The sequence below is a fragment of the Streptomyces sp. NPDC090499 genome (assembly GCF_044769305.1).
Taxonomy (GTDB): domain Bacteria; phylum Actinomycetota; class Actinomycetes; order Streptomycetales; family Streptomycetaceae; genus Streptomyces.
The window spans coordinates 522,797-541,169 of sequence record NZ_JBIVXP010000001.1 but is presented as its reverse complement, the minus strand read 5'-3'; the positions used below and the strand labels follow the sequence as shown (position 1 = coordinate 541,169).

Here is an 18,373-nt window from a genome sequence, read left to right as displayed (position 1 = left end):
ACCTTCCTTGCGGGGCGGCATCGAGGCGCCCGACAGGAGTGAAGCGGCGTCCTTTCATACGCAGCCCGTCTCAGACGTGTTCAGGCGTCTCACAAATTCATCAGAGATTTGTTACGCACTTGGGGCACAACTGCCGTTTGAGCAGGGCTGTTTCTGGAAAATCAGCGGTCGCGGTCCAGATACGCGAGCACCGCGAGGACGCGCCGATTGTCATCGTCCGACACCTCAAGTCCCAGTTTGGTGAAGATGTTGGAGGTGTGCTTCGCGATGGCCCGTTCCGTGACGACGAGCTGCCCGGCGATCGCCGCGTTCGACCTCCCCTGCGCCATCAGCTCCAGGACCTCGTGCTCCCGCGGTGTCAAGCCCCCCAGCGGCCGGTCGTCGGCCCGCCGGGACAGCAGCTGCTGGATCACCTGCGGGTCCATGGCCGTACCGCCCGCCGCGACCCGCCGTACGGCGTCCACGAACTGCTCCGCGTCGAACACCCGGTCCTTCAGCAGGTACCCCACCGCGCCGCTGCCGTCCGCCAGCAGCTCGCGCGCGTACAGCTGCTCGACGTGCTGGGAGAGCACCAGCACCGGCAGGCCCGGCCGGTCCCGCCGCGCCCGGAGCGCGCACTGCAGCCCCTCGTCGGTGTGGGTGGGCGGCAGCCGGACGTCGACCACGGCCACGTCCGGCTGCAACTCGGCGAGCGCACGGTCGAGTTCGGGGCCGGACTCGACGGCGGCCGCGATCTCGAAGCCGTAGGCCTCCAGCAGCCGGACCAGCCCGTCGCGGAGCAGGAACAGGTCCTCGGCTAGGACAACGCGCACGGAATCTCCATCGTGACCATGGTGGGACCGCCCGCGGGGCTGCTGACGGCCAGGACGCCGTCGAATGTACCCAGCCGCCGCTCCACCCCGGCCAGCCCCGACCCGGCGCCGACCACCGCGCCGCCCCGGCCGTGGTCGGTGACCGAGATCCGCAGCATGCCGCCGCCGTCCGGCACGTGGTGCAGGTCCACCCAGATCCGGTCGGCCCCGGAGTGCTTGACCGCGTTGGTCAGCACCTCGCTCACCGCGAAGTACGCGGCCGACTCCACCGGCGCGTCCGCCCGCCCCGGCAGCTCCACCGTCACCTCGGTCGGCACCGGCAGCCGCAGCGCCAGCGCCCGTACGGCGTCTCCGAGCCCGCGCTCGGCCAGCACCGGCGGATGGATGCCCCGGACCAGGTCCCGCAGCTCGCCCAGCGCCTCCACGGACGCCTGCCGGGTCTGCGCGAGCAGCTGCCTGGCCCTCTCCGGATCCTTGTCCAGGAGTATCTCGATGGTCCCGAGATCCATGCCCATGGCGACCAGCCGGGCCTGCGCCCCGTCGTGCAGGTCCCGCTCGATCCGGCGCAGCTCGGCCGCCGAGGCGTCCACCGCGTCCTTCCGGGTCTCGGTCAGCACCCGCACCCGCTCGACGAGTTCGCCCTTGCCGGGGTCGAGGACGGCGCGGGTGAGGCGGAAGTGGGCGGTCAGCAGGGCGGGCGTGTAGCGGAAGGCGCCGACGAGGACGACGGCGCCGAGCGCGGCGGCGGCGAAGGCGGTGGCCTGTCCGTCGACCGGCACGAAGCCGTACCAGTAGGTCTCACCGTTCGCGACCACCCGCCACAGCCCCGCCGCCACCGCGAACCCCTCGAACGGGTAGAACAGCAGCACCGCAGGCAGCAGCGCGGTCACGAACCCGGCCGTCATGTCGACGAACAGCCACAGCACGTCCCGCCCGACCTGCGGGTCCCGCAGCATTCCGAAGGTCCTGACCCACGGGCTGGCGTCCGCCGGGAGCGCCCGGTACGCCGACCGGATCCGCACCCCGCACCACTCGTACGCGAGCCGCCGCCGCACGTCCGCCACGTCCCGTACCCCGCCGAGGACCCACGGCGTCGTGACGATCCCGACCCCGATCGGGATCAGCGCGACCGACACCGCGGTCAGCGCGAAGCAGAGCACCGAGACCGGCAGGATCACCAACGCCAGCACCAGCCCGCGCACGGCGGCGAGCAAGGTCTCCCGGGCCCTGGCCCGAAAGCCCCTGCTGTCTGTGTTCGTCGTCATGCCGTCAGTCTGTCCGACCGGCCGAGCGGGGGTCACTGGCCCGGAGCCCCGTGTCAGGGGGTGGTGCTGGATACACCCCGGGACTGCCGTGGGGGATGCCGGGTGCAGCTCCCCGCGCCCTTCAGGGGCGCGGGAAACTGCGCGATCGCCCCCCACCGGCCCGCGGACCGATCACGACCGTCCGACGGAACCCCGGGCACCCGTGCTTCGGCATCGGGGTCGGCCCCGATGCCCGCCCGCACCGGCGCCGCACCGTCAAGGCCCGGCAGTCCCGGCGCCGCCGCCCGCGACACGTCGGGTCCGTGCCCGCACGTATACCGTCCGGCCCGGCCCGGCAGCAGCCGTGCCGCCCGGCACCGGAAGCCTCATGCCGTTGATCGTGCCCCCGGGGGGACGCCGGACGTAAGAAGGGGTTCTGCCGAGGGCGGAGCGGCCGTCCGCGGCCCGTCCGCCGACCGTCAGCGGCCTGTCGGCGGGGTGTACTTGTAGCCGACCCGGCGGACCGTCTGGATCGCCCGGCGGTGCTCCGCGCCGAGCTTGCGGCGCAGCCGGGCGACATGGACGTCGACCGTGCGGCCGTCGCCGACGTGGCCGTAGCCCCAGACCGTGGTGACCAGCTGGTCGCGGGTGTGCACCCGGTTCGGATGCGCCACCAGATGGGCGAGCAGCTCGAACTCCAGGTAGGTGAGGTCGAGCTCGCGCCCGTCGACCTGGGCGGTGCGCTCCACGGTGTCCACGGTGACGAGCGGCCGGGTGCCGGCGGCGGGTTCCGCGGCCGGCACCTGCGGGTCCGTTACGGCGACCGGCAGGAAGGGCGGCTGCTGGTCCGCCGGGACCAGCACCAGGTAGCCGATCATCGGCGGCCGGCCCGGCAGGGTGGGCAGGGTGTGCTGAGGGGCGGGCAGCCAGGTGGCGCCCGGCGGCAGCAGTTCCGCCATGTCCACGACCTCGTCGCGGTCGACGGCACGCAGCCGGTGGCGGCCGGGCGAGGAGGCGCCGAGGGCGGAGGCGGGGGAGAGAGAACGAGTGGTCGCCATGAGACGTCAGCTCTTTCGCGCGAGGAGTCAGTCGGTCGGGGGCGACGGCCACGATTCGTGGTCGGGCGCGCCGCGGGACGTACTGCTTTCCGCGCTGGCCGAAGGCCGGGGTGTACGGCTTTAGAGGGCCCGCGCGTTCGTCGCGCGGCAACACACCCGGTCGAAGTCGTGGTGCTGACGAGAAGGCCAGAACGGCTCAAGGTCCTGGCGACCCGTCGCGCTGCACTTCTGGAAGCTGGCCATGCGCCCATTGAAGCAGACACAGGCGGGAAACAGGACCCTCCTCTCACTGCTTGGACGCTTACTTGGCATGACGTCGGCGGAGCCGGATTCGCCGTCCATGCCGAAGGGGGCGCCCACCGTGACGGTGGGCGCCCCCTTCGGGAGACCGGGAGCGGAGTCCGGGGATCAGACCTGGCCGGCCTTGTCCAGGGCGGTGCAGCAGGTGTCGACGATCAGCCGGGTCACGACGTACGGGTCGACGTTGGCGTTCGGGCGGCGGTCCTCGATGTAGCCCTTGCCGTCCTTCTCCACCTGCCACGGGATACGGACCGAGGCACCGCGGTTGGAGACGCCGTAGGAGTACTCGTTCCACGGAGCGGTCTCGTGCAGACCGGTCAGGCGGTCGTCGATGCCGGCGCCGTAGTTCTTGACGTGGTCGAGCGGCTTGGAGCCCTCGCCGAGCGACTCGCACGCGGTGATGATCGCGTCGTAGCCCTCGCGCATCGCCTTGGTGGAGAAGTTGGTGTGCGCGCCGGCGCCGTTCCAGTCGCCCTTGACCGGCTTGGGGTCGAGGGTGGCGGAGACGCCGAAGTCCTCGGCGGTGCGGTAGAGCAGCCAGCGGGCCACCCACAGGTGGTCGGAGACCTCCAGCGGGGAGACCGGGCCGACCTGGAACTCCCACTGGCCGGGCATGACCTCGGCGTTGATGCCGGAGATCGCGAGACCCGCCTTCAGGCAGTTGTCCAGGTGCGCCTCGACGATCTCGCGGCCGAAGATCTCGTCGGCGCCGACACCGCAGTAGTAGCCGCCCTGGGGGGCCGGGAAGCCGCCCTCGGGGAAGCCCAGCGGGCGGGAGCCGTCGAAGAAGGTGTACTCCTGCTCGATGCCGAAGATCGGCTCCTGCGCGGCGAACTTCTCGGCGACCTCGGTCAGCGCGGCACGCGTGTTGGAGGAGTGCGGGGTGAAGTCGATGTCCAGGACCTCGCACAGGACGAGGGCGTCGTCGCCGCCGCGGATCGGGTCCGGACAGGTGAAGACCGGCTTCAGCACACGGTCCGAGGAGTGCCCCTCGGCCTGGTTCGTGGAGGACCCGTCGAAGCCCCAGATCGGCAGCGCGTCGAGACCGGCGGGGGCGCCCGCGATGATCTTCGTCTTCGAACGCAGCTTGGCCGTCGGCTCGGTGCCGTCGATCCAGATGTACTCAGCCTTGAAGGTCACGGGCCACATCCTTCGGGGTGGGTCGGGCGCACTTGCGGGTGCAGCGGCGCTACGGCACTGGGGCGCCTCGGTGTTGCCCGGAAGCCTGTCAACAGGCGATTTCCCGATCATTGCTCGAATGTGAACCCGGTGTTACCTGGTGGTTCTGTGGTGCGACTCACGTTGTGGGAGGGGGGCGGGCGGGGTACGGAGCCCAATTCGGGCACCGTGCCCGCCCCTTCGCGGCGGCCGTCGGCCTTCCCTCCGTAAGGGCCGACGGCCGAGCCCCGGTTCGTGTTTCCGGTCAGCCGACCTTCTCGATCAGCGCGCGGCGGATCAGGAACTTGCCCGGCTCCCGGACCTGTTCGAAGGCCGCGTTGTTGAGCAGCACGCAACTGCCCGAGACCGACGTGACCTTCACCGTCGTGGACTTGTTGTTGTCCAGGTTGGTGACCTTCAGCGTGGTCCCCGCCGGGAACTGGTTGCTGGAGGCGGCCGGCGCGCCGGCCTCGCCGGACAGCGTGACCGTCGACCCCTTGCAGACCTGCTGCCCGGAGGCGGCGGCACCACCGGTGTTGCCGGTGTTGCCCGTGTTACCGGTCGCCGCGCTCTGCGACGGCGCCGCCGTGGCGGTCTGGCCGGTCTGCCCGGTCTGGCCCGTCTGCGTCCCGCTCGCCGCCTGGGAGCCCTGAGCCGACTCCCCAACGACGCAACCGGACGCCTTCTGCTGGACCTTGATCTGCTCGATGACCGCCTCGCGGTTGGCGATCCGGGCCGACGACTGCGCGTCCGGGTTCGCCTTCTGGCCCGCGATGAACTTCTGGTTGTTGCCGAGGGCCGTGGCCAGCCCCGAGCAGACGGTCGAGTCCGCGGCGGACGACAGCGTCTTCGCGCCCTGCGAGGGCTGCGCGGCGTTCGAGGTGGACGCCAGGACGAAGGCCCCGCCGCCGGCCACGGCCGCGGCGCCGACCAGCAGCGCGATCGTCTTCTTGGCGCCGAGAGTTCTCCTACGCGACATGCGCGCCTCCTGAGAAGGGGTGGGGGAACGTACGCCGATAGGTACGAGATACCGAACGTCGTTACTCAGCAGTTACAGGAGTCACCGAAGTAACCTACGTCACACCGGAGTTGAAGGCCGTTCAGCTCTTGCTCCTGGCCAGCGCTTCCTGTACGGCCTCGTCGGTACGGGCGATCAGCGCCGTGCCGTCGTCGGCGGTGATGATCGGCCGCTGGATGAGCCTGGGGTGTTCGGCCAGGGCCGCGATCCACCGCTCGCGCGCACCCGCGTCCCGCGCCCACTCCTTCAGCCCCAGCTCCTTGGCGACCGCCTCCTGGGTGCGGGCGATGTCCCACGGTTCGAGCCCCAGCCGTTCGAGTACGGCCCTGATCTCGCCCCCGGTCGGTACGTCCTCCAGGTAGCGGCGGACCGTGTAGTCGGCCCCCTCGGCGTCGAGCAGGCCGATCGCGCTGCGGCACTTCGAGCAGGCGGGGTTGATCCAGATCTCCATGCGGGGAACGGTACGCGAGCCGCCTTCCCGGGCGGCTCTGTTCGAATTTTTGGGGGTGTCGTGAGGACCCCTCACGCCCATCGCGTCCCACCTGAAAAACCCACACCCACCTGGGAGTTCAGTGCCTTTGCGGTCTGTCTCGTTGTCAGTGCCGACCGGTACACTGGACTCAGTGTTCGAGAGGGTCGCCGGGAGGTCCGGGGGCGCTCCGACCGCGACAGGAGGATGCCCGTGCCCGCTGCCGCACTGAAGCCGAAGCCGAAGTCCCTGCCGACCCAGTCCACCGCGAAGCGTGCGGTGCTGCTCGACTCGCCGTACGCGCCGGCGGAGAAGCGTCCGCTGCCGGCCGGGCGGCCACGCGAGTGGTACGTCACCCACAACCGCCGCCTGAAGGCCATGCGCCTCGCCATCGCCCTGCTCGACTCCGGCGTCTACCTGCCCAACCAGGCGCGCAACGAGACGATACGGAGCACGGCGGAGAGCATCGGGATCCACCCGCCGTCGGACACGACCTGCCACATGGTGCGCGCCCTGATGCGATATTCGCGGTGAGCCGCTGGTGCCGGGTGCCGTGAGTTCGCGGCGGCGCCCGGCGCTTGACCTGTCTGGGGGCTGCCGCCCCAGGCCCCCGCATCGGGGTGCGGCCGTTGGTGTTCGGCCGCGGGCCGGTGGGGGCTTGTCGCGCAGTTCCCCGCGCCCCTGAAAGACAAAGACCCAGCTGCGGGCAGGCGTGCCTCCCCCAGTGCCTCAAGGGCCTGGGAGGTACCCCCAGGCGGCACGGGTGGGCGCTGGGGGTCCCCGGCCGAAGGCTGGGGGAGGCACCCGGCAAGCGCCGGCGAGCGTCCCCACCCCCGGCCTCACCCCCGCGTCACCCGCTCAGCTCCCGTTCCACCGGCGTCCGGAACCGCGGGGTCACCCTCGCGCTTCCCACCCAGCCCCGCAGCCGCTCCGCCTCCGCCGCGACCGCCTGCTCGGCCTCTCTCCGGATGCCCGGGTCGGGGATCCGCCAGACGATCCCGCCGTCCCGGCGCTGCGCCCAGCCGCCCACCACCAGCCCGTCCCACCACACCGTCGGCCCCACGTTGCCGCTTCTGTCGAAGAGCAGCGGCCGCAGCTCCGGCGGCAGGTACCAGTCCCGCCGCTGCCACGCCATGGCCGTCGGGTCGAGAGCGGGCAGCAGGGCTGCCCAGGGGCGGGACGGCCCGGTGACCTCAGGCAGGTCGCCGGCGGTCACGTACCCCGTGTCGCCCTCGTCCAGGGCCACCGGCTCCGCCCCGATCGCGGTCAGCGCCCGGCGGACCTCGGTCACCCGCCACCCCGTCCACCACTTGAGGTCCGCCTCCGTGGCCGGGCCGCACGCGTGCAGCCAGCGGTTCAGCAGGACCGACTGGGCCTCGGCCGGGTCCAGCTCCGGATGGTCCGGTGTCGCCGCCCAGCGGAACTGGCTCGACGTCCAGGAGCCCAGCGGGCGGCCCCGCACCACCTTGCCCTCCACGCCCAGGACCCTCAGCAGACGCGTCGAGACGGTGTGGACGCCCTCGTAGCTCTTGCCGGCGGCGTACGGGAACTGCTCGCGCAGGCGCGGTTCGGCGGCCGCCAGCTCCGTCGCCGTCGCCTGGCCGAGCCGGGCCAGCTCGGCCAGCGTCGAGGACTCGACCTCCGCCAGCCAGGCCGCGTCCGGGGCGCCGGCCCGCGCCATGTCCTTCACCAGTGCGGCGCGTTCACGGGCGGCCACCGTCAGGCCCGTCGAGGCGTGGACGACCGCCGTGAGGTCCGCGGGGAAGACGAACACCGTGTGCCGCATGCCGTGCATCCGCACCAGGGTGCGGTCCCCGTACAGCGCCCGCTCCGTCTCCGGCACGGTCTTCGCCGGCTCGGCCAGCCGCGCCCCCACCGCCAGGTACACCGTCGCCGGATCCGAGCCGTGCAGCGCCACCAGCGCCTCGGCGACCTCCTCCGGCGCCGTCGCCCGCGCCGGGCCCACCAGCCGGTGGCGCACCGCCAGCCGGGCCCGCCGCTCCGCCACCCCGATGTGCCGCCGCCCGCCGCTCATGCCGACCTCCCCGTCAACTCCTCCTGACCGCATCCTGCCCGACGCCACTGACAATCACCTGTTCGCCGGACTCGGCATGCGGGCGCCCCCGCTCCTCCCTTTCACTGCGAACAGCAGGTCAAGGAGGGAGCAGCCGACCGAGGGGAGCGCCGTATGACCACACCCGCCGACCGTGCCGCCCGCGGCAAGGCCGCCCGCAAGCGCGCCCCCCGCTCGGCCCACGCCCACTGGCTGCCCGCCGTCGACCGCCCCGACCCGGTCGCCGTACTGGAACGGCAGGGCCGCGACCGGCTGCCCGAGCTGCTGCCCATCCGGTACGGGCGGATGACCGCCTCGCCCTCCGCCTTCCTGCGCGGCGCGGCCGCCGTGATGGCCGCCGATCTCGCCGCCCGCCCGCACACCGGGCTCACCGTGCAGCTCTGCGGCGACGCGCACCTGCTGAACTTCGGGCTGTACGCCTCCCCGGAGCGGTCCCTGCTCTTCGACCTGAACGACTTCGACGAGACGTTCCCCGGGCCCTTCGAGTGGGACGTCAAACGGCTCGCCGCCTCCGTCGCCGTCGCCGCCCGCGAGAACGGGCACAGCGACCCGGAGGCCCGCGGCTCCGCCCGCGCGGCCGTGGCCGCGTACCGGACCGCCATGCGGCGGCTGGCCGGGCTCGGCGAACTCGCCGTCTGGTACGAGCGGATCGACACCGACAGCCTCACGGCCCTGGTCCGCTCCGCGCGCCGCCGGCGCCGGATCGAGGACACCCTCACCCGGACCCGGCGCCGCACCAGCCTGCACGCGCTCGGCCGGCTCACCGAGACGGTCGGCGGACAGCGCCGCATCATCAAGGACCCGCCGCTCCTCGAACCGGCCGGCGCCTCCGACATGGCCTCCCTGCGCAAGATCTTCAGCGACTACCGCTCCACCCTCGCCGGGGAGCGCCGGCTCCTCCTCGACCGCTACCGCTTCGTCGACGCGGCCCGCAAGGTCGTCGGCGTCGGCAGCGTCGGCACCCGCTGCTTCCTCGTACTGCTGGCCGGCCGGGACGCCGACGACCCGCTGTTCCTGCAGATCAAGGAGGCCCGGACGTCCGTACTCGAGCAGCATCTGCCGAGCGGCCTCTACGCCCACCACGGCCACCGGGTGGTCGCCGGGCAGCGGCTGCTCCAGGCCGCCGGGGACGTCTTCCTGGGGTGGCTGACCGGACCCCAGGGACGCGCCTTCTACTGGCGGCAGCTGCGCGACACGAAGGGCTCCGCCGAGGTCGCCGCCATGGACCCGACGGGCCTGCGCGGCTACGCCACCCTGTGCGGTACGGCCCTGGCCCGCGCCCACGCCCGTTCCGGTGACCGGATCGCCATCGCCGCCTACCTGGGCGGCACCGACACCTTCGACCACGCGGTCACCGACTTCGCCCTCGCCTACGCCGACCAGACCGCCGCCGACCACGCCGCCCTCGGCGCGGCCGTCACCGCGGGCGTCCTGACGGCGGCGCCGGGGGTCTGAACCGGCCGCTCCGGGTCAGCCGTGCCGCGCCAGCAGCAGCCTGACGAACTCCCGCCGGTCGTCCGGGTGGTCCTGGAACCAGAGACCCAGCCGGTGCTCCGCGTCCGGGAGTTCGAGGCGGGTGTACCGGGACCGGCTGCGCAGGGCGTCCTGGACGGCCTCCGTCACCTGCGGGGGGATCACCGCGTCCGTGCCGGGCACCGCGAGGACCGCGCGGCCCGCGTAGGCGCCGAGCACCTCCAGGGCGGGTGAGGTACGCCAGGCGTCCGGAGTGCGGATGAGCGCGGTGAAGCGGCCGGTGCCGTCACCGAAGGGAACCTCCCAGGCCTCGGGGGCGTAGACCGCGGGGGAGCAGAGGCCGATCGCCGAGGCCCGGTCGCCGTAGTGCCGTACGAGATCCGCGACCGTCTGGCCGCTCATGCTGAAGCCCACCAGGACCAGCGGGCGGTCCGGCTCCACCTGGGCGTCGATCACCGCTGTCGCCTGCCGGAAACGGCGGCGCAGGCTCAACTCCGCGAGCACGCCCGTGCTTTCGCCGTGGCCGGAGAAGTCGAAGGCCAGGGCGGGGCAGCCGTGGGCGGTGAACTGCGCGAGCAGGGGGCGCAGTCGCCGTTCGTTGCCGCTGCCCGCGCCGTGCAGCAGGACGGCGACCGGTCCGTCCGTGCCGTGCGTGCCGTCCGTGCCGTGCGCGGCCGGGGCACGGACCCCGCTGAGCCGTTCGCCGTCGTACTCGTGGGTGAAGCCGGTGAGTTGGTCCATGCCGCACATTCACCCACGGCCGCCCCACACGTGCACGCACGAAAACGGGATGCACGCCGAGTGAGCGGCTCCCTACGCTGGAGAAGCGTTGCGGAGTGGTCCACCACCGCTTTCCGAAGGTCCGGCCGAGCCTCCGGGACTCGGGACTACACTGCCGCGCACCGACGGACGGCCGCCCGTCCCCCGCGTGCCGTCGGATCCGTCGACCGCTCACACCACACCACGCCACGGAGGCCCGTCATGGGCACCATCGTCCTATCCGGAACCGTCGTTCTGGTCATCCTCGGATTCGGCAACCACAACTGGTGGCTCGCCGCCGTCGCCCTGCTCTTCCTGTACGTGCAGTACGGGCGGGGCTCGTCGTCGGCCTCCTCGTCGGGCGGTTCCCCGTCCGGCGGGGGAGGGGGCATGGCCGGCGACTACAAGACGTACCGCGACCGCCGCGACCAGCAGGCCAAGTGGGAGCGCCGCTACCGCCGCGAGCGCCCCCTGGAGTCCCGTCGCCAGCAGAACGAGAAGGGGAAGTAGGCCGCGAGTGCCTCCGGCCGGTCACAGGCCGGGGGCACCCCAGACCGGGAACCAGCGGCTGAGGTCCTGCTCGATCCGCAGGTCGTTCGCGAGCGCCGCCTTCACCTGCAACTCCAGCGCGCTGTCGCGCCGCTGACCGGAACCGGGCAGCGGCGCGAAGGGGTAGAAGGTGCCCCGCTTGTAGAGATAGACGAGCGCGAGCCTGCGCCCGCGCTCGTCCGCGAAGGCGGCCAGGGAACAGAGCAGCTGCGGGCCGAAACCGTTGACCTCCATCGAACTGTTCACCGCGTGCAGGTCGTTCACCAGCTGCGGAAGCTGCTCGGGGGACCGCTGCGAGACGAGCCAGGTGTACCCGTAGTCGTCCTGGTGCAGCTCCACCGGAACCCCGCCGCGGTCCACGTCCGCGTCGAGTAGGGCCTGGACCTCCCGGTGGGTCTGCTCGAAGGCCGCGCCCTCCACGGTGGCGAAGCACACCGCGCCCCCGCCGGTGGGCCGGAACCCGGCCGCCGCCTCCAGCGTCACCGCCGCCGACGGCAGCGCGAACAACTGGTCGAGATCGGGCGCGACCGGCTTCGTACGGCCCAGCAGGATGTCCAGGAACCCCATGCTCACCCGGCCTTTCCGGGCGTCGCCGCCTCACCCAGCTCCGCCGAGATCCGCCCCAGCTGCTCCAGCCGCTGCTCCAGGGGCGGGTGGGTGGAGAAGAAGCGCTCGATGCCGGGCTCCTTGCCGGTCGCCGGGGTGAAGTAGAACGCGTTGAAGGCCTGGGCCGTGCGCAGGTCCTTGGTCGGGATCCGGGCGATCTCACCGGAGACCTTGGTGAGCGCCGACGCCAGCGCGGAGGGCCGGCCGGTGAGGTGCGCGGCGGCCCGGTCAGCGGCCAGCTCCCGGTACCGGGACAGCGCCCTGATCAGCAGGAAGCTGATCGCGTACACGGCCGCGGAGACCCCGATGATCGCGGCGAACACGGCCGCGGTGTTCTGGTCCCGCCGGCCCCCGCCGAAGAGCTGCGAGTAGAACGCGAACCGCACGATCAGCCCCGCGATGACCCCCAGGAACGACGCGACCGTGATCACGGCGACGTCCTTGTGCGCCACGTGCGACAGCTCGTGCGCGAGCACGCCCTCCAGCTCCGCGGGCTCCAGCCGCCGCAGCAGCCCCGTGGTCACGCACACCACCGCGTGATCGGGATTCCGCCCGGTCGCAAAGGCATTCGGCATGTCCATATCGGAGACGGCGACGACCGGCTTCGGCATGTCCGCGATGGCGCACAGCCGGTCCACCACGGCGTGCAGCTCCGGATACTCCTCCCGCTCCACGACCCGCCCGCGCATGGCGAACATCGCGATCCGGTCGGAGAACCAGAACTGGGCCACGAACATCGCGCCCACCAGCACGACGACCAGCAGCCACGACTTCAGCAACACGATCAACGCGGCAACGAAGCCGACGTACAACAACCCGAGCAGGAACAGCGTGACCGTCATCCGCACGGTCAGCCGGCGGTCGCTCCGGAAGCGGCTCTGCATCTTGCCTCACCCCGCAGTCAGGCACTCGTCCCGCTGTCCAGTGTGCACCTGCCGGGGGCAATGAAGAGGTTCCGAACGTGCCTAGTAGCGGCAAAAGGTCAGCCCGGTGCGCCGGCCTCCCGCTTGCGCCTGGTCAGCACCCGCTCGCCGAACAGATGCCGTCCGCGGTCCAGCAGCGCCGCCACCTCCTCGGACCCGAGCGGCACGTCCGGCGTCGGGTACCACTGCCGGACGGACCGCTCGGCCCAGCCCCGCAGTTTCACGTCCGGGTCGTCGAGCAGGGCGACCGCGGCCCGCAGCCGCACGAGTCCGCCCCGTGCGTCCAGCAGCCGGAAGGCGGCGACCCGCGCATGCCGCGCCCGGCCGGCCGCCAGCCGGTCCATGAGCCACCCGGCGTCCAGCGCCCCGGCGGACGGCAGCAGGTTCACGGTCGTCTCCCGGACGACGCTCGGTGCCGGGTCGTCGAGCAGTTCCCGGAACCGCGGCACGTCCGTCACGTCGAGGAACCGCGACCCGGCCACCGCGGCCGCCCGCACGCCGGGGGAGGGGTGGGCGAGCAGCCGCGCCAGCAGCTCGGCGTCCGCCCGCACCCCGCACTCGGCCAGCCCCATGACCGCGCCGGGCGGCAACGCCTCGTCGCCGGCGCCGGTGACCAGGCGCCGGTACCAGGGCAGCGGGTCCGTGCCGTACTGCCGGACCACGTACCGAGCGCAGGCGCGTACGACGCCGGACCGGTCGGCGAGAAAGTCCGCCGCCCGCTCCGGCCGCCCCGCCCGCCGCAGCGCCGTCACCCCGATCGACCGCACCCGTGGTCCACGCGCGGCCAGCAGCGGCCCGAGCACGTCGTCGGCGGCCGCGCCCTCCGGCAGGAGGGCCACCGCAGCCTCGGCGCAGAGGGTCTGCACGGCGGGGTCGGGGTCCCGGGCGGCGGCCCGCGCCAGCTCGGCGGCGGACAGCCTCCCTTCCGCCACGGCCAGGCGGTGGGCGAAGCGCCGGACGCTGCGGTCACCGTCGGCGCACAGCCGCCCGAGCTGCTCGCGGGACGCTCCGCGCAGAACGTCGCCGAGCACCTCGACGCCGAAGGCGCCGCGCCCGCGCCGGCCGAGGAGCAGGACCAGGGGCGCGAGCGGGACGGCGGCGTCCGCGTCGAGGGTCTCGCGCAGCAGCCGCCGGGCCCGCTCCCGCACCGGCTCGGCCCAGTCCGCGCAGCGGATGACGACCAGCGGCAGCAGCGCGGGGAAACGCGGCGCCGTCTCCAGCGCCGCCTCCCGGATCCGGCCGTCCCCGTGACAGAGGGCCAGTGCGGCCCGCGACTCGGTGAGCGCGTGGCGGTGCTCGCCGTCGACCTCGGCACGGGTCGGCAGCGCGTCACGCAGCAGCCAGGACCGCGCACCGGAGTCCAGGGCGAGCCAGCCGACCGGATCGGCACCGTCGATCAGGTCACCGGGCGCGGCCCCCCGGGCAAGCCGCAGCGCCACGGCCTCGCCGTCCCCGAACTCCTCACGCATCCCCGGACTCCGTCCCTCTGCCGTCCGGGCGATGGTAGGCGAACAGGCGAACGCGGGTCGCGCCGATCACCCGACGCCGGCGACGGGCCGGATTCCTAGTACGGAGCCCGCGTCTGCATGTACCCCAGCAGCAGGATCACCGCCGCCACACACCCGAACACCAGAGCCGTCGACAACCACGCCGACCGCCGCGGTGTCACCGGTCCCGGATCCGGCCGGAACGGTACCGGCCCAGGCGGATTCTCCTTCCAGCGGGCGGCCAGCATCCGCGCCCGCGCGGACGGCTCCTTGTGCTCGGCCTGCCCGGCCCACCGCAGGTCGAACTCCCGCTCCTCATCGCCCTGTTCGGACATCCCGATTCCCCCCGTCTCGAACATCAGTACCGACGCACGATACGACGGCGCCCCCGTCCCGAGAAACAGGAACGGGGGCGCCGGACGGCCGAAGCGGCGTCTGTCACACGTCGAAGTACAGCTCGAACTCGTGCGGGTGCGGGCGCAGCTGCAGCGGGGCGATCTCGTTGGTGCGCTTGAAGTCGATCCACGTCTCGATCAGGTCGGGCGTGAAGACGTCACCGGCGAGCAGGAACTCGTGGTCGCGCTCCAGGCGGTCGAGGACGGCCGGGAGGGAGGTCGGGACCTGGGCGACGTTCGCGTGCTCCTCGGGAGCCAGCTCGTAGAGGTCCTTGTCGATCGGCTCGGCCGGCTCGATCTTGTTCTTGATGCCGTCCAGGCCCGCGAGGAGCAGGGCCGAGAAGGCCAGGTACGGGTTGCCGGAGGAGTCGGGCGCGCGGAACTCGACGCGCTTGGCCTTCGGGTTCGAACCCGTGATCGGGATACGCATCGCGGCGGAGCGGTTGCGCTGCGAGTACACCAGGTTGATCGGGGCCTCGAAGCCCGGGACCAGGCGGTGGTACGAGTTCACCGTCGGGTTGGTGAAGGCGAGCAGCGACGGGGCGTGCTTGAGGATGCCGCCGATGTAGTAGCGGGCGGTGTCCGACAGGCCCGCGTAGCCGGCCTCGTCGTAGAAGAGCGGGGAGCCGCCGGCCCACAGGGACTGGTGGACGTGCATGCCCGAGCCGTTGTCACCGAAGATCGGCTTCGGCATGAAGGTCGCGGTCTTGCCGTTGCGCCAGGCCACGTTCTTCACGATGTACTTGAAGAGCTGCAGGTCGTCGGCGGCGGCGAGCAGCGTGTTGAACTTGTAGTTGATCTCCGCCTGGCCGGCGGTGCCCACCTCGTGGTGCTGGCGCTCGACCTGGAGGCCGGACTTGGCCAGCTCCAGGGAGATCTCGGCACGCAGGTCGGCGAAGTGGTCGACCGGCGGGACCGGGAAGTAGCCGCCCTTGTAGCGGACCTTGTAACCGCGGTTGTCCTCCAGCGCGCCCGTGTTCCAGGCACCCGCCTCGGAGTCGATGTGGTAGAAGCTCTCGTTCGCCGAGGTGGCGAAACGGACGCTGTCGAAGACGTAGAACTCGGCCTCGGGACCGAAGTACGCGGTGTCCGCGATACCGGTCGACGCGAGGTAGGCCTCCGCCTTCTTCGCCACGTTGCGCGGGTCACGGGAGTACTGCTCGCCCGTGATCGGGTCGTGGATGAAGAAGTTGATGTTGAGCGTCTTGTCCCGGCGGAACGAGTCCACCCGGGCCGTCGACAGGTCGGCGCGCAGCGCCATGTCGGACTCGTGGATCGCCTGGAAACCACGGATCGACGAACCGTCGAACGCGAGCTCCTCGTCCGGGTCGAACGCCTCGACGGGCAGCGTGAAGTGCTGCATGACGCCCGGCAGGTCGCAGAAACGGACGTCGATGAACTTGACGTCCTCGTCCGCGATGAACTTCTTGGCCTCGTCGGCGTTCTGGAACATCCAGCTCCTCCTACTCCCGGCCGTTCCCGTGCCGGGGTGGTAGTTCGTTCGTGCGGCCAGTGCGGTGGCACACGTTGTCGTCGACCCTAGGGACGGGTGATTTCTCGGGCGTGACCCATTTGTTTCGCTGAAGTTAACCGACCTCGGTTCCACCGTAGCCCGTGGCACCCCGCCGACCCAGGGGCCCGGCCGGGCCCAGTACCGTGGACGGGTGGACAACAGGCAAGCAATCGGATCGTGGCTCTCCGGCCCCCGCGCGGCCATGGAGGACGCGGGTGCCGAGTTCGGGTACCGGGGCGAGCAGCTCGGTCTGCCGGAGGAGGGGCCGGGCTCCATCGCCCGCCCCGGGCGGCGGCTCGGCGCGCTGGTCGTGGACTGGGCGCTGTGCGTCTTGATCGCATACGGCCTGATCACCGACGGCTACACCCCGGCGACCGGCAACTGGGCCCTCCTCGTCTTCCTCGTCCTCGGCATCCTGACGGTCGGTACGCTCGGCTTCACGCCGGGCAAGCGGCTGTTCCGGCTGCGGGTGGTCGGCGTCGACACGGGCCGGGTGCAGCCGCTGCGCGCGCTGGCCCGCACGGTGCTGCTGTGCCTCGCGATCCCGGCGCTGGTCTGGGACCGGGACGGCAGGGGGCTGCACGACCGGCTGGCGAAGACCGTAGAGGTCCGTATGTAGGTGCGGGCCGGTGGGGGCCGGTCGCGCAGTTCCCCGCGCCCCTGAAGACACAGCTGCGGGCAGGCGTGCCGCAGGGCGGCGGGGCGGCACCCTGCAGGCGCCGGTGAGCGTCCCCACCCCCGCGCCGCCCCCACCCCGGCTCACCTCCTCCGCAGCACCCGCGCCAGCACGTCCCGCAGCTCTCCCTCCGGGTCGGGCACGGCACCTTCCGAGCGCCACGCCACGTACCCGTCCGGCCGCACCAGCACCGCGCCCTCCGCGGTCGTACCGTGCGCCGCCGCCCAGTCGCCGTCGCCGCCCTCCGCGTCGTAGACGAGATCGCCCGCCGCGCCGACGCGGTACGTGTCCAGCCGCAGCCGCTCCGTGTCGGCGATCCGCCGGGCGGCGGCGTGCCAGGCCGCGCCGCCCGCCGACTCCGCGTCGCTCAGCAGGACCAGTGAGCGTTCGTACAGGTCGAGCGTCGAGATCCGTTCGCCCGCGCGGCGCAGCCACAGGTGCGGGGCCCGGCTGCCCGGCTGGCCGGTGAGGTTCATTCCGTTGGGTACGAGCGGCTGCTCCGGGTCGGCGCCGAGGACCGCGCCCTTCGGGTAGCGGTAGCCGAGGACGATGTTGAGGATGCCGCCGCGCCGGTCGGCGCCGATGCCCGGGGCGGGCGCGAAGCCGGGGTGGCTGTGCTCCACGGAGCGGGCGGAGGCGCGGGCGCTGGTGGCGAGGGCGACCGGGCGGCGCTCGGCGTCGTAGGAGTCGAGGAGCCCGGGGCCGGCCCAGCCGTCCAGGACCGCCGCCAGCTTCCAGGCGAGGTTGTGGGCGTCCTGGATGCCGGTGTTGGAGCCGAAGGCCCCCGTCGGGGACATCTCGTGCGCGGCGTCGCCGGCCAGGAAGACCCGCCGGTCGGCGTAGCGTTCCGCGACCCGTTCGGCCGCCCGCCAGGAGGCCCGGCCGGTGATCTCGACGTCGAGGTCGGGGACGCCGACGGCGCGGCGGATGTGCCGGGTGAGCCGCTCCTCGGTGAACTCGGCGAGGGTCTCGCCGCGTTCGGGGTGCCAGGGCGCGTGGAAGACCCAGCGCTCCTTGTTGTCGACGGGGAGCAGGGCGCCGTCCGCCTCCGGGTCGGTGAGGTAGCAGCAGATGAAGCGGCGGTCCCCGACCGTGTTCTGCAGCAGCTTGGAGCGGAAGGTGATGCTGACGTTCGCGAACAGGTCGCCGGGGCCCGTCTGGCCGATGCCGAGCCGGCCGCGGACCGGGGAGCGCGGGCCGTCGGCGGCGACCAGGTAGTCCGCGCGGACGGTGTACATCCGGTCGGAGTCACGGTCGCGGATGTACGCCGTCACTCCTTCGGGGTCCTGTTCGAAGGACTCCATCTCGTGGAAGTAGCGCAGCTCGCCGGTGAGCGACTCGGCCGACCGGCGGAGCACCGGTTCGAGGTCGTTCTGGCTGCACAGGCACCAGCCCGTGGGGCTGAACCTGGCGAGTCCGCCGCCCGGGTCGATCTCCTTGAACAGCCAGTCGCCGGCGTCGCCGACCAGCGTCGGGGTCTGCAGGATGCCGTGGTTGTCGGCGAGGAGGGAGGCCGCGGCCTTGATGTCCGGCTCGATGCCCGCTCTCCGGAACAGCTCCATCGTCCGCACGTTGTTGCCCCGGCCGCGTGGGTGGATCGAGGTCCCGGCGTGTCTCTCGACGAGCATGTGGCGGACGCCCAGTCGGCCCAGGAAGAGGGACATGGACAGGCCCACGAGGGAGCCGCCCACCACGAGGACGGGGACCTGGTGATCGGTTTTCTGGTGCATCGGGCACTCCAGAGGCGGGTGTTGGTGCGTCAGGTGCGGTTGGAACTTCCATGCCCTTCCGGGCCTCGTCGGGAGGGGTTCCGCGGGCTCAATCACCCACCTGGTTCACGCGAGTCGCGCGCATCCGAG

Annotated in this window: 18 protein-coding genes; 4 read left to right on the top strand and 14 right to left on the bottom strand. The window is 72.4% G+C overall.

The window, feature by feature from the left end:
• Positions 1-161: 161 nt before the first annotated feature.
• The 6 genes from ACIQVL_RS02475 to ACIQVL_RS02450 all read right to left on the bottom strand — a co-directional run bounded on the left by ACIQVL_RS02475 (position 162) and on the right by ACIQVL_RS02450 (position 6,041).
• Positions 162-812 carry a response regulator gene (locus ACIQVL_RS02475; RefSeq protein ID WP_403431067.1) on the bottom strand — a complete coding sequence of 217 codons (651 nt, stop codon included), beginning with the start codon at positions 810-812 and terminating at the stop codon, positions 162-164.
• Positions 797-2,077 carry a sensor histidine kinase gene (locus ACIQVL_RS02470; protein WP_403474057.1) on the bottom strand — a complete coding sequence of 427 codons (1,281 nt, stop codon included), beginning with the start codon at positions 2,075-2,077 and terminating at the stop codon, positions 797-799. The genes ACIQVL_RS02475 and ACIQVL_RS02470 overlap by 16 nt, the downstream gene beginning before the upstream one ends.
• 458 nt (positions 2,078-2,535) lie before the next feature.
• Positions 2,536-3,114: a winged helix-turn-helix domain-containing protein gene (locus tag ACIQVL_RS02465; RefSeq protein ID WP_403431073.1), complete on the bottom strand. Its 579-nt coding sequence runs from the start codon at positions 3,112-3,114 to the stop codon at positions 2,536-2,538.
• Between the two features lie 408 nt (positions 3,115-3,522).
• Positions 3,523-4,554 carry a glutamine synthetase gene (gene glnII, locus ACIQVL_RS02460; protein WP_403474056.1) on the bottom strand — a complete coding sequence of 344 codons (1,032 nt, stop codon included), beginning with the start codon at positions 4,552-4,554 and terminating at the stop codon, positions 3,523-3,525.
• Positions 4,555-4,837: 283 nt separating this feature from the next.
• Positions 4,838-5,551 (bottom strand): hypothetical protein, encoded by a 714-nt coding sequence (locus tag ACIQVL_RS02455; RefSeq protein WP_403474055.1) that lies wholly within the window; start codon positions 5,549-5,551, stop codon positions 4,838-4,840.
• A gap of 121 nt (positions 5,552-5,672) precedes the next feature.
• A complete protein-coding gene (locus ACIQVL_RS02450) occupies positions 5,673-6,041 on the bottom strand; it encodes an ArsC/Spx/MgsR family protein (RefSeq protein WP_403431079.1) in 369 nt (122 codons plus the stop codon).
• A 231-nt stretch (positions 6,042-6,272) separates the two neighbouring features.
• On the opposite strand from ACIQVL_RS02450, the gene ACIQVL_RS02445 reads away from it, so the two are divergent.
• Positions 6,273-6,593 carry a hypothetical protein gene (locus ACIQVL_RS02445; protein WP_089101213.1) on the top strand — a complete coding sequence of 107 codons (321 nt, stop codon included), beginning with the start codon at positions 6,273-6,275 and terminating at the stop codon, positions 6,591-6,593.
• 316 nt (positions 6,594-6,909) lie between these two features.
• On the opposite strand, the gene ACIQVL_RS02440 is transcribed toward ACIQVL_RS02445, so the two are convergent.
• Positions 6,910-8,094 (bottom strand): winged helix DNA-binding domain-containing protein, encoded by a 1,185-nt coding sequence (locus ACIQVL_RS02440; protein ID WP_403474053.1) that lies wholly within the window; start codon positions 8,092-8,094, stop codon positions 6,910-6,912.
• A 153-nt stretch (positions 8,095-8,247) separates the two neighbouring features.
• On the opposite strand from ACIQVL_RS02440, the gene ACIQVL_RS02435 reads away from it, so the two are divergent.
• A complete protein-coding gene (locus tag ACIQVL_RS02435; protein WP_403474052.1) occupies positions 8,248-9,588 on the top strand; it encodes a DUF2252 domain-containing protein in 1,341 nt (446 codons plus the stop codon).
• Between the two features lie 15 nt (positions 9,589-9,603).
• On the opposite strand, the gene ACIQVL_RS02430 is transcribed toward ACIQVL_RS02435, so the two are convergent.
• A complete protein-coding gene (locus ACIQVL_RS02430; RefSeq protein WP_403474051.1) occupies positions 9,604-10,347 on the bottom strand; it encodes an alpha/beta hydrolase in 744 nt (247 codons plus the stop codon).
• Between the two features lie 240 nt (positions 10,348-10,587).
• On the opposite strand from ACIQVL_RS02430, the gene ACIQVL_RS02425 reads away from it, so the two are divergent.
• Positions 10,588-10,875: a hypothetical protein gene (locus tag ACIQVL_RS02425; protein ID WP_403431091.1), complete on the top strand. Its 288-nt coding sequence runs from the start codon at positions 10,588-10,590 to the stop codon at positions 10,873-10,875.
• A gap of 21 nt (positions 10,876-10,896) precedes the next feature.
• Here ACIQVL_RS02425 and ACIQVL_RS02420 read toward each other — a convergent pair whose 3' ends face one another.
• The 5 genes from ACIQVL_RS02420 to glnA form a co-directional block, all read right to left on the bottom strand.
• Complete coding sequence (locus ACIQVL_RS02420) at positions 10,897-11,481, bottom strand: hypothetical protein (protein ID WP_403431093.1); 585 nt, start codon at positions 11,479-11,481, stop codon at positions 10,897-10,899.
• A 2-nt stretch (positions 11,482-11,483) separates the two neighbouring features.
• The gene (gene htpX, locus ACIQVL_RS02415; RefSeq protein ID WP_403431096.1) at positions 11,484-12,404 is read right to left on the bottom strand and encodes a zinc metalloprotease HtpX; all 921 of its coding nucleotides are present in this window, start codon (positions 12,402-12,404) and stop codon (positions 11,484-11,486) included.
• A 98-nt stretch (positions 12,405-12,502) separates the two neighbouring features.
• Positions 12,503-13,912 (bottom strand): HEAT repeat domain-containing protein, encoded by a 1,410-nt coding sequence (locus tag ACIQVL_RS02410; RefSeq protein WP_403474050.1) that lies wholly within the window; start codon positions 13,910-13,912, stop codon positions 12,503-12,505.
• A gap of 95 nt (positions 13,913-14,007) precedes the next feature.
• Positions 14,008-14,265 carry a hypothetical protein gene (locus tag ACIQVL_RS02405; RefSeq protein ID WP_403474049.1) on the bottom strand — a complete coding sequence of 86 codons (258 nt, stop codon included), beginning with the start codon at positions 14,263-14,265 and terminating at the stop codon, positions 14,008-14,010.
• A gap of 103 nt (positions 14,266-14,368) precedes the next feature.
• On the bottom strand, positions 14,369-15,778 hold the full coding sequence (gene glnA, locus ACIQVL_RS02400; protein ID WP_355726002.1) for a type I glutamate--ammonia ligase: 1,410 nt from the start codon (positions 15,776-15,778) through the stop codon (positions 14,369-14,371).
• A gap of 211 nt (positions 15,779-15,989) precedes the next feature.
• Between glnA and ACIQVL_RS02395 the strand changes: the two genes are divergently transcribed.
• Positions 15,990-16,457: an RDD family protein gene (locus tag ACIQVL_RS02395; RefSeq protein ID WP_403431104.1), complete on the top strand. Its 468-nt coding sequence runs from the start codon at positions 15,990-15,992 to the stop codon at positions 16,455-16,457.
• A gap of 140 nt (positions 16,458-16,597) precedes the next feature.
• Here ACIQVL_RS02395 and ACIQVL_RS02390 read toward each other — a convergent pair whose 3' ends face one another.
• Entirely contained in the window at positions 16,598-18,244 is a 1,647-nt protein-coding gene (locus ACIQVL_RS02390) for an FAD-dependent oxidoreductase (RefSeq protein WP_403431106.1), read from the bottom strand.
• Between the last annotated feature and the right edge of the window lie 129 nt (positions 18,245-18,373).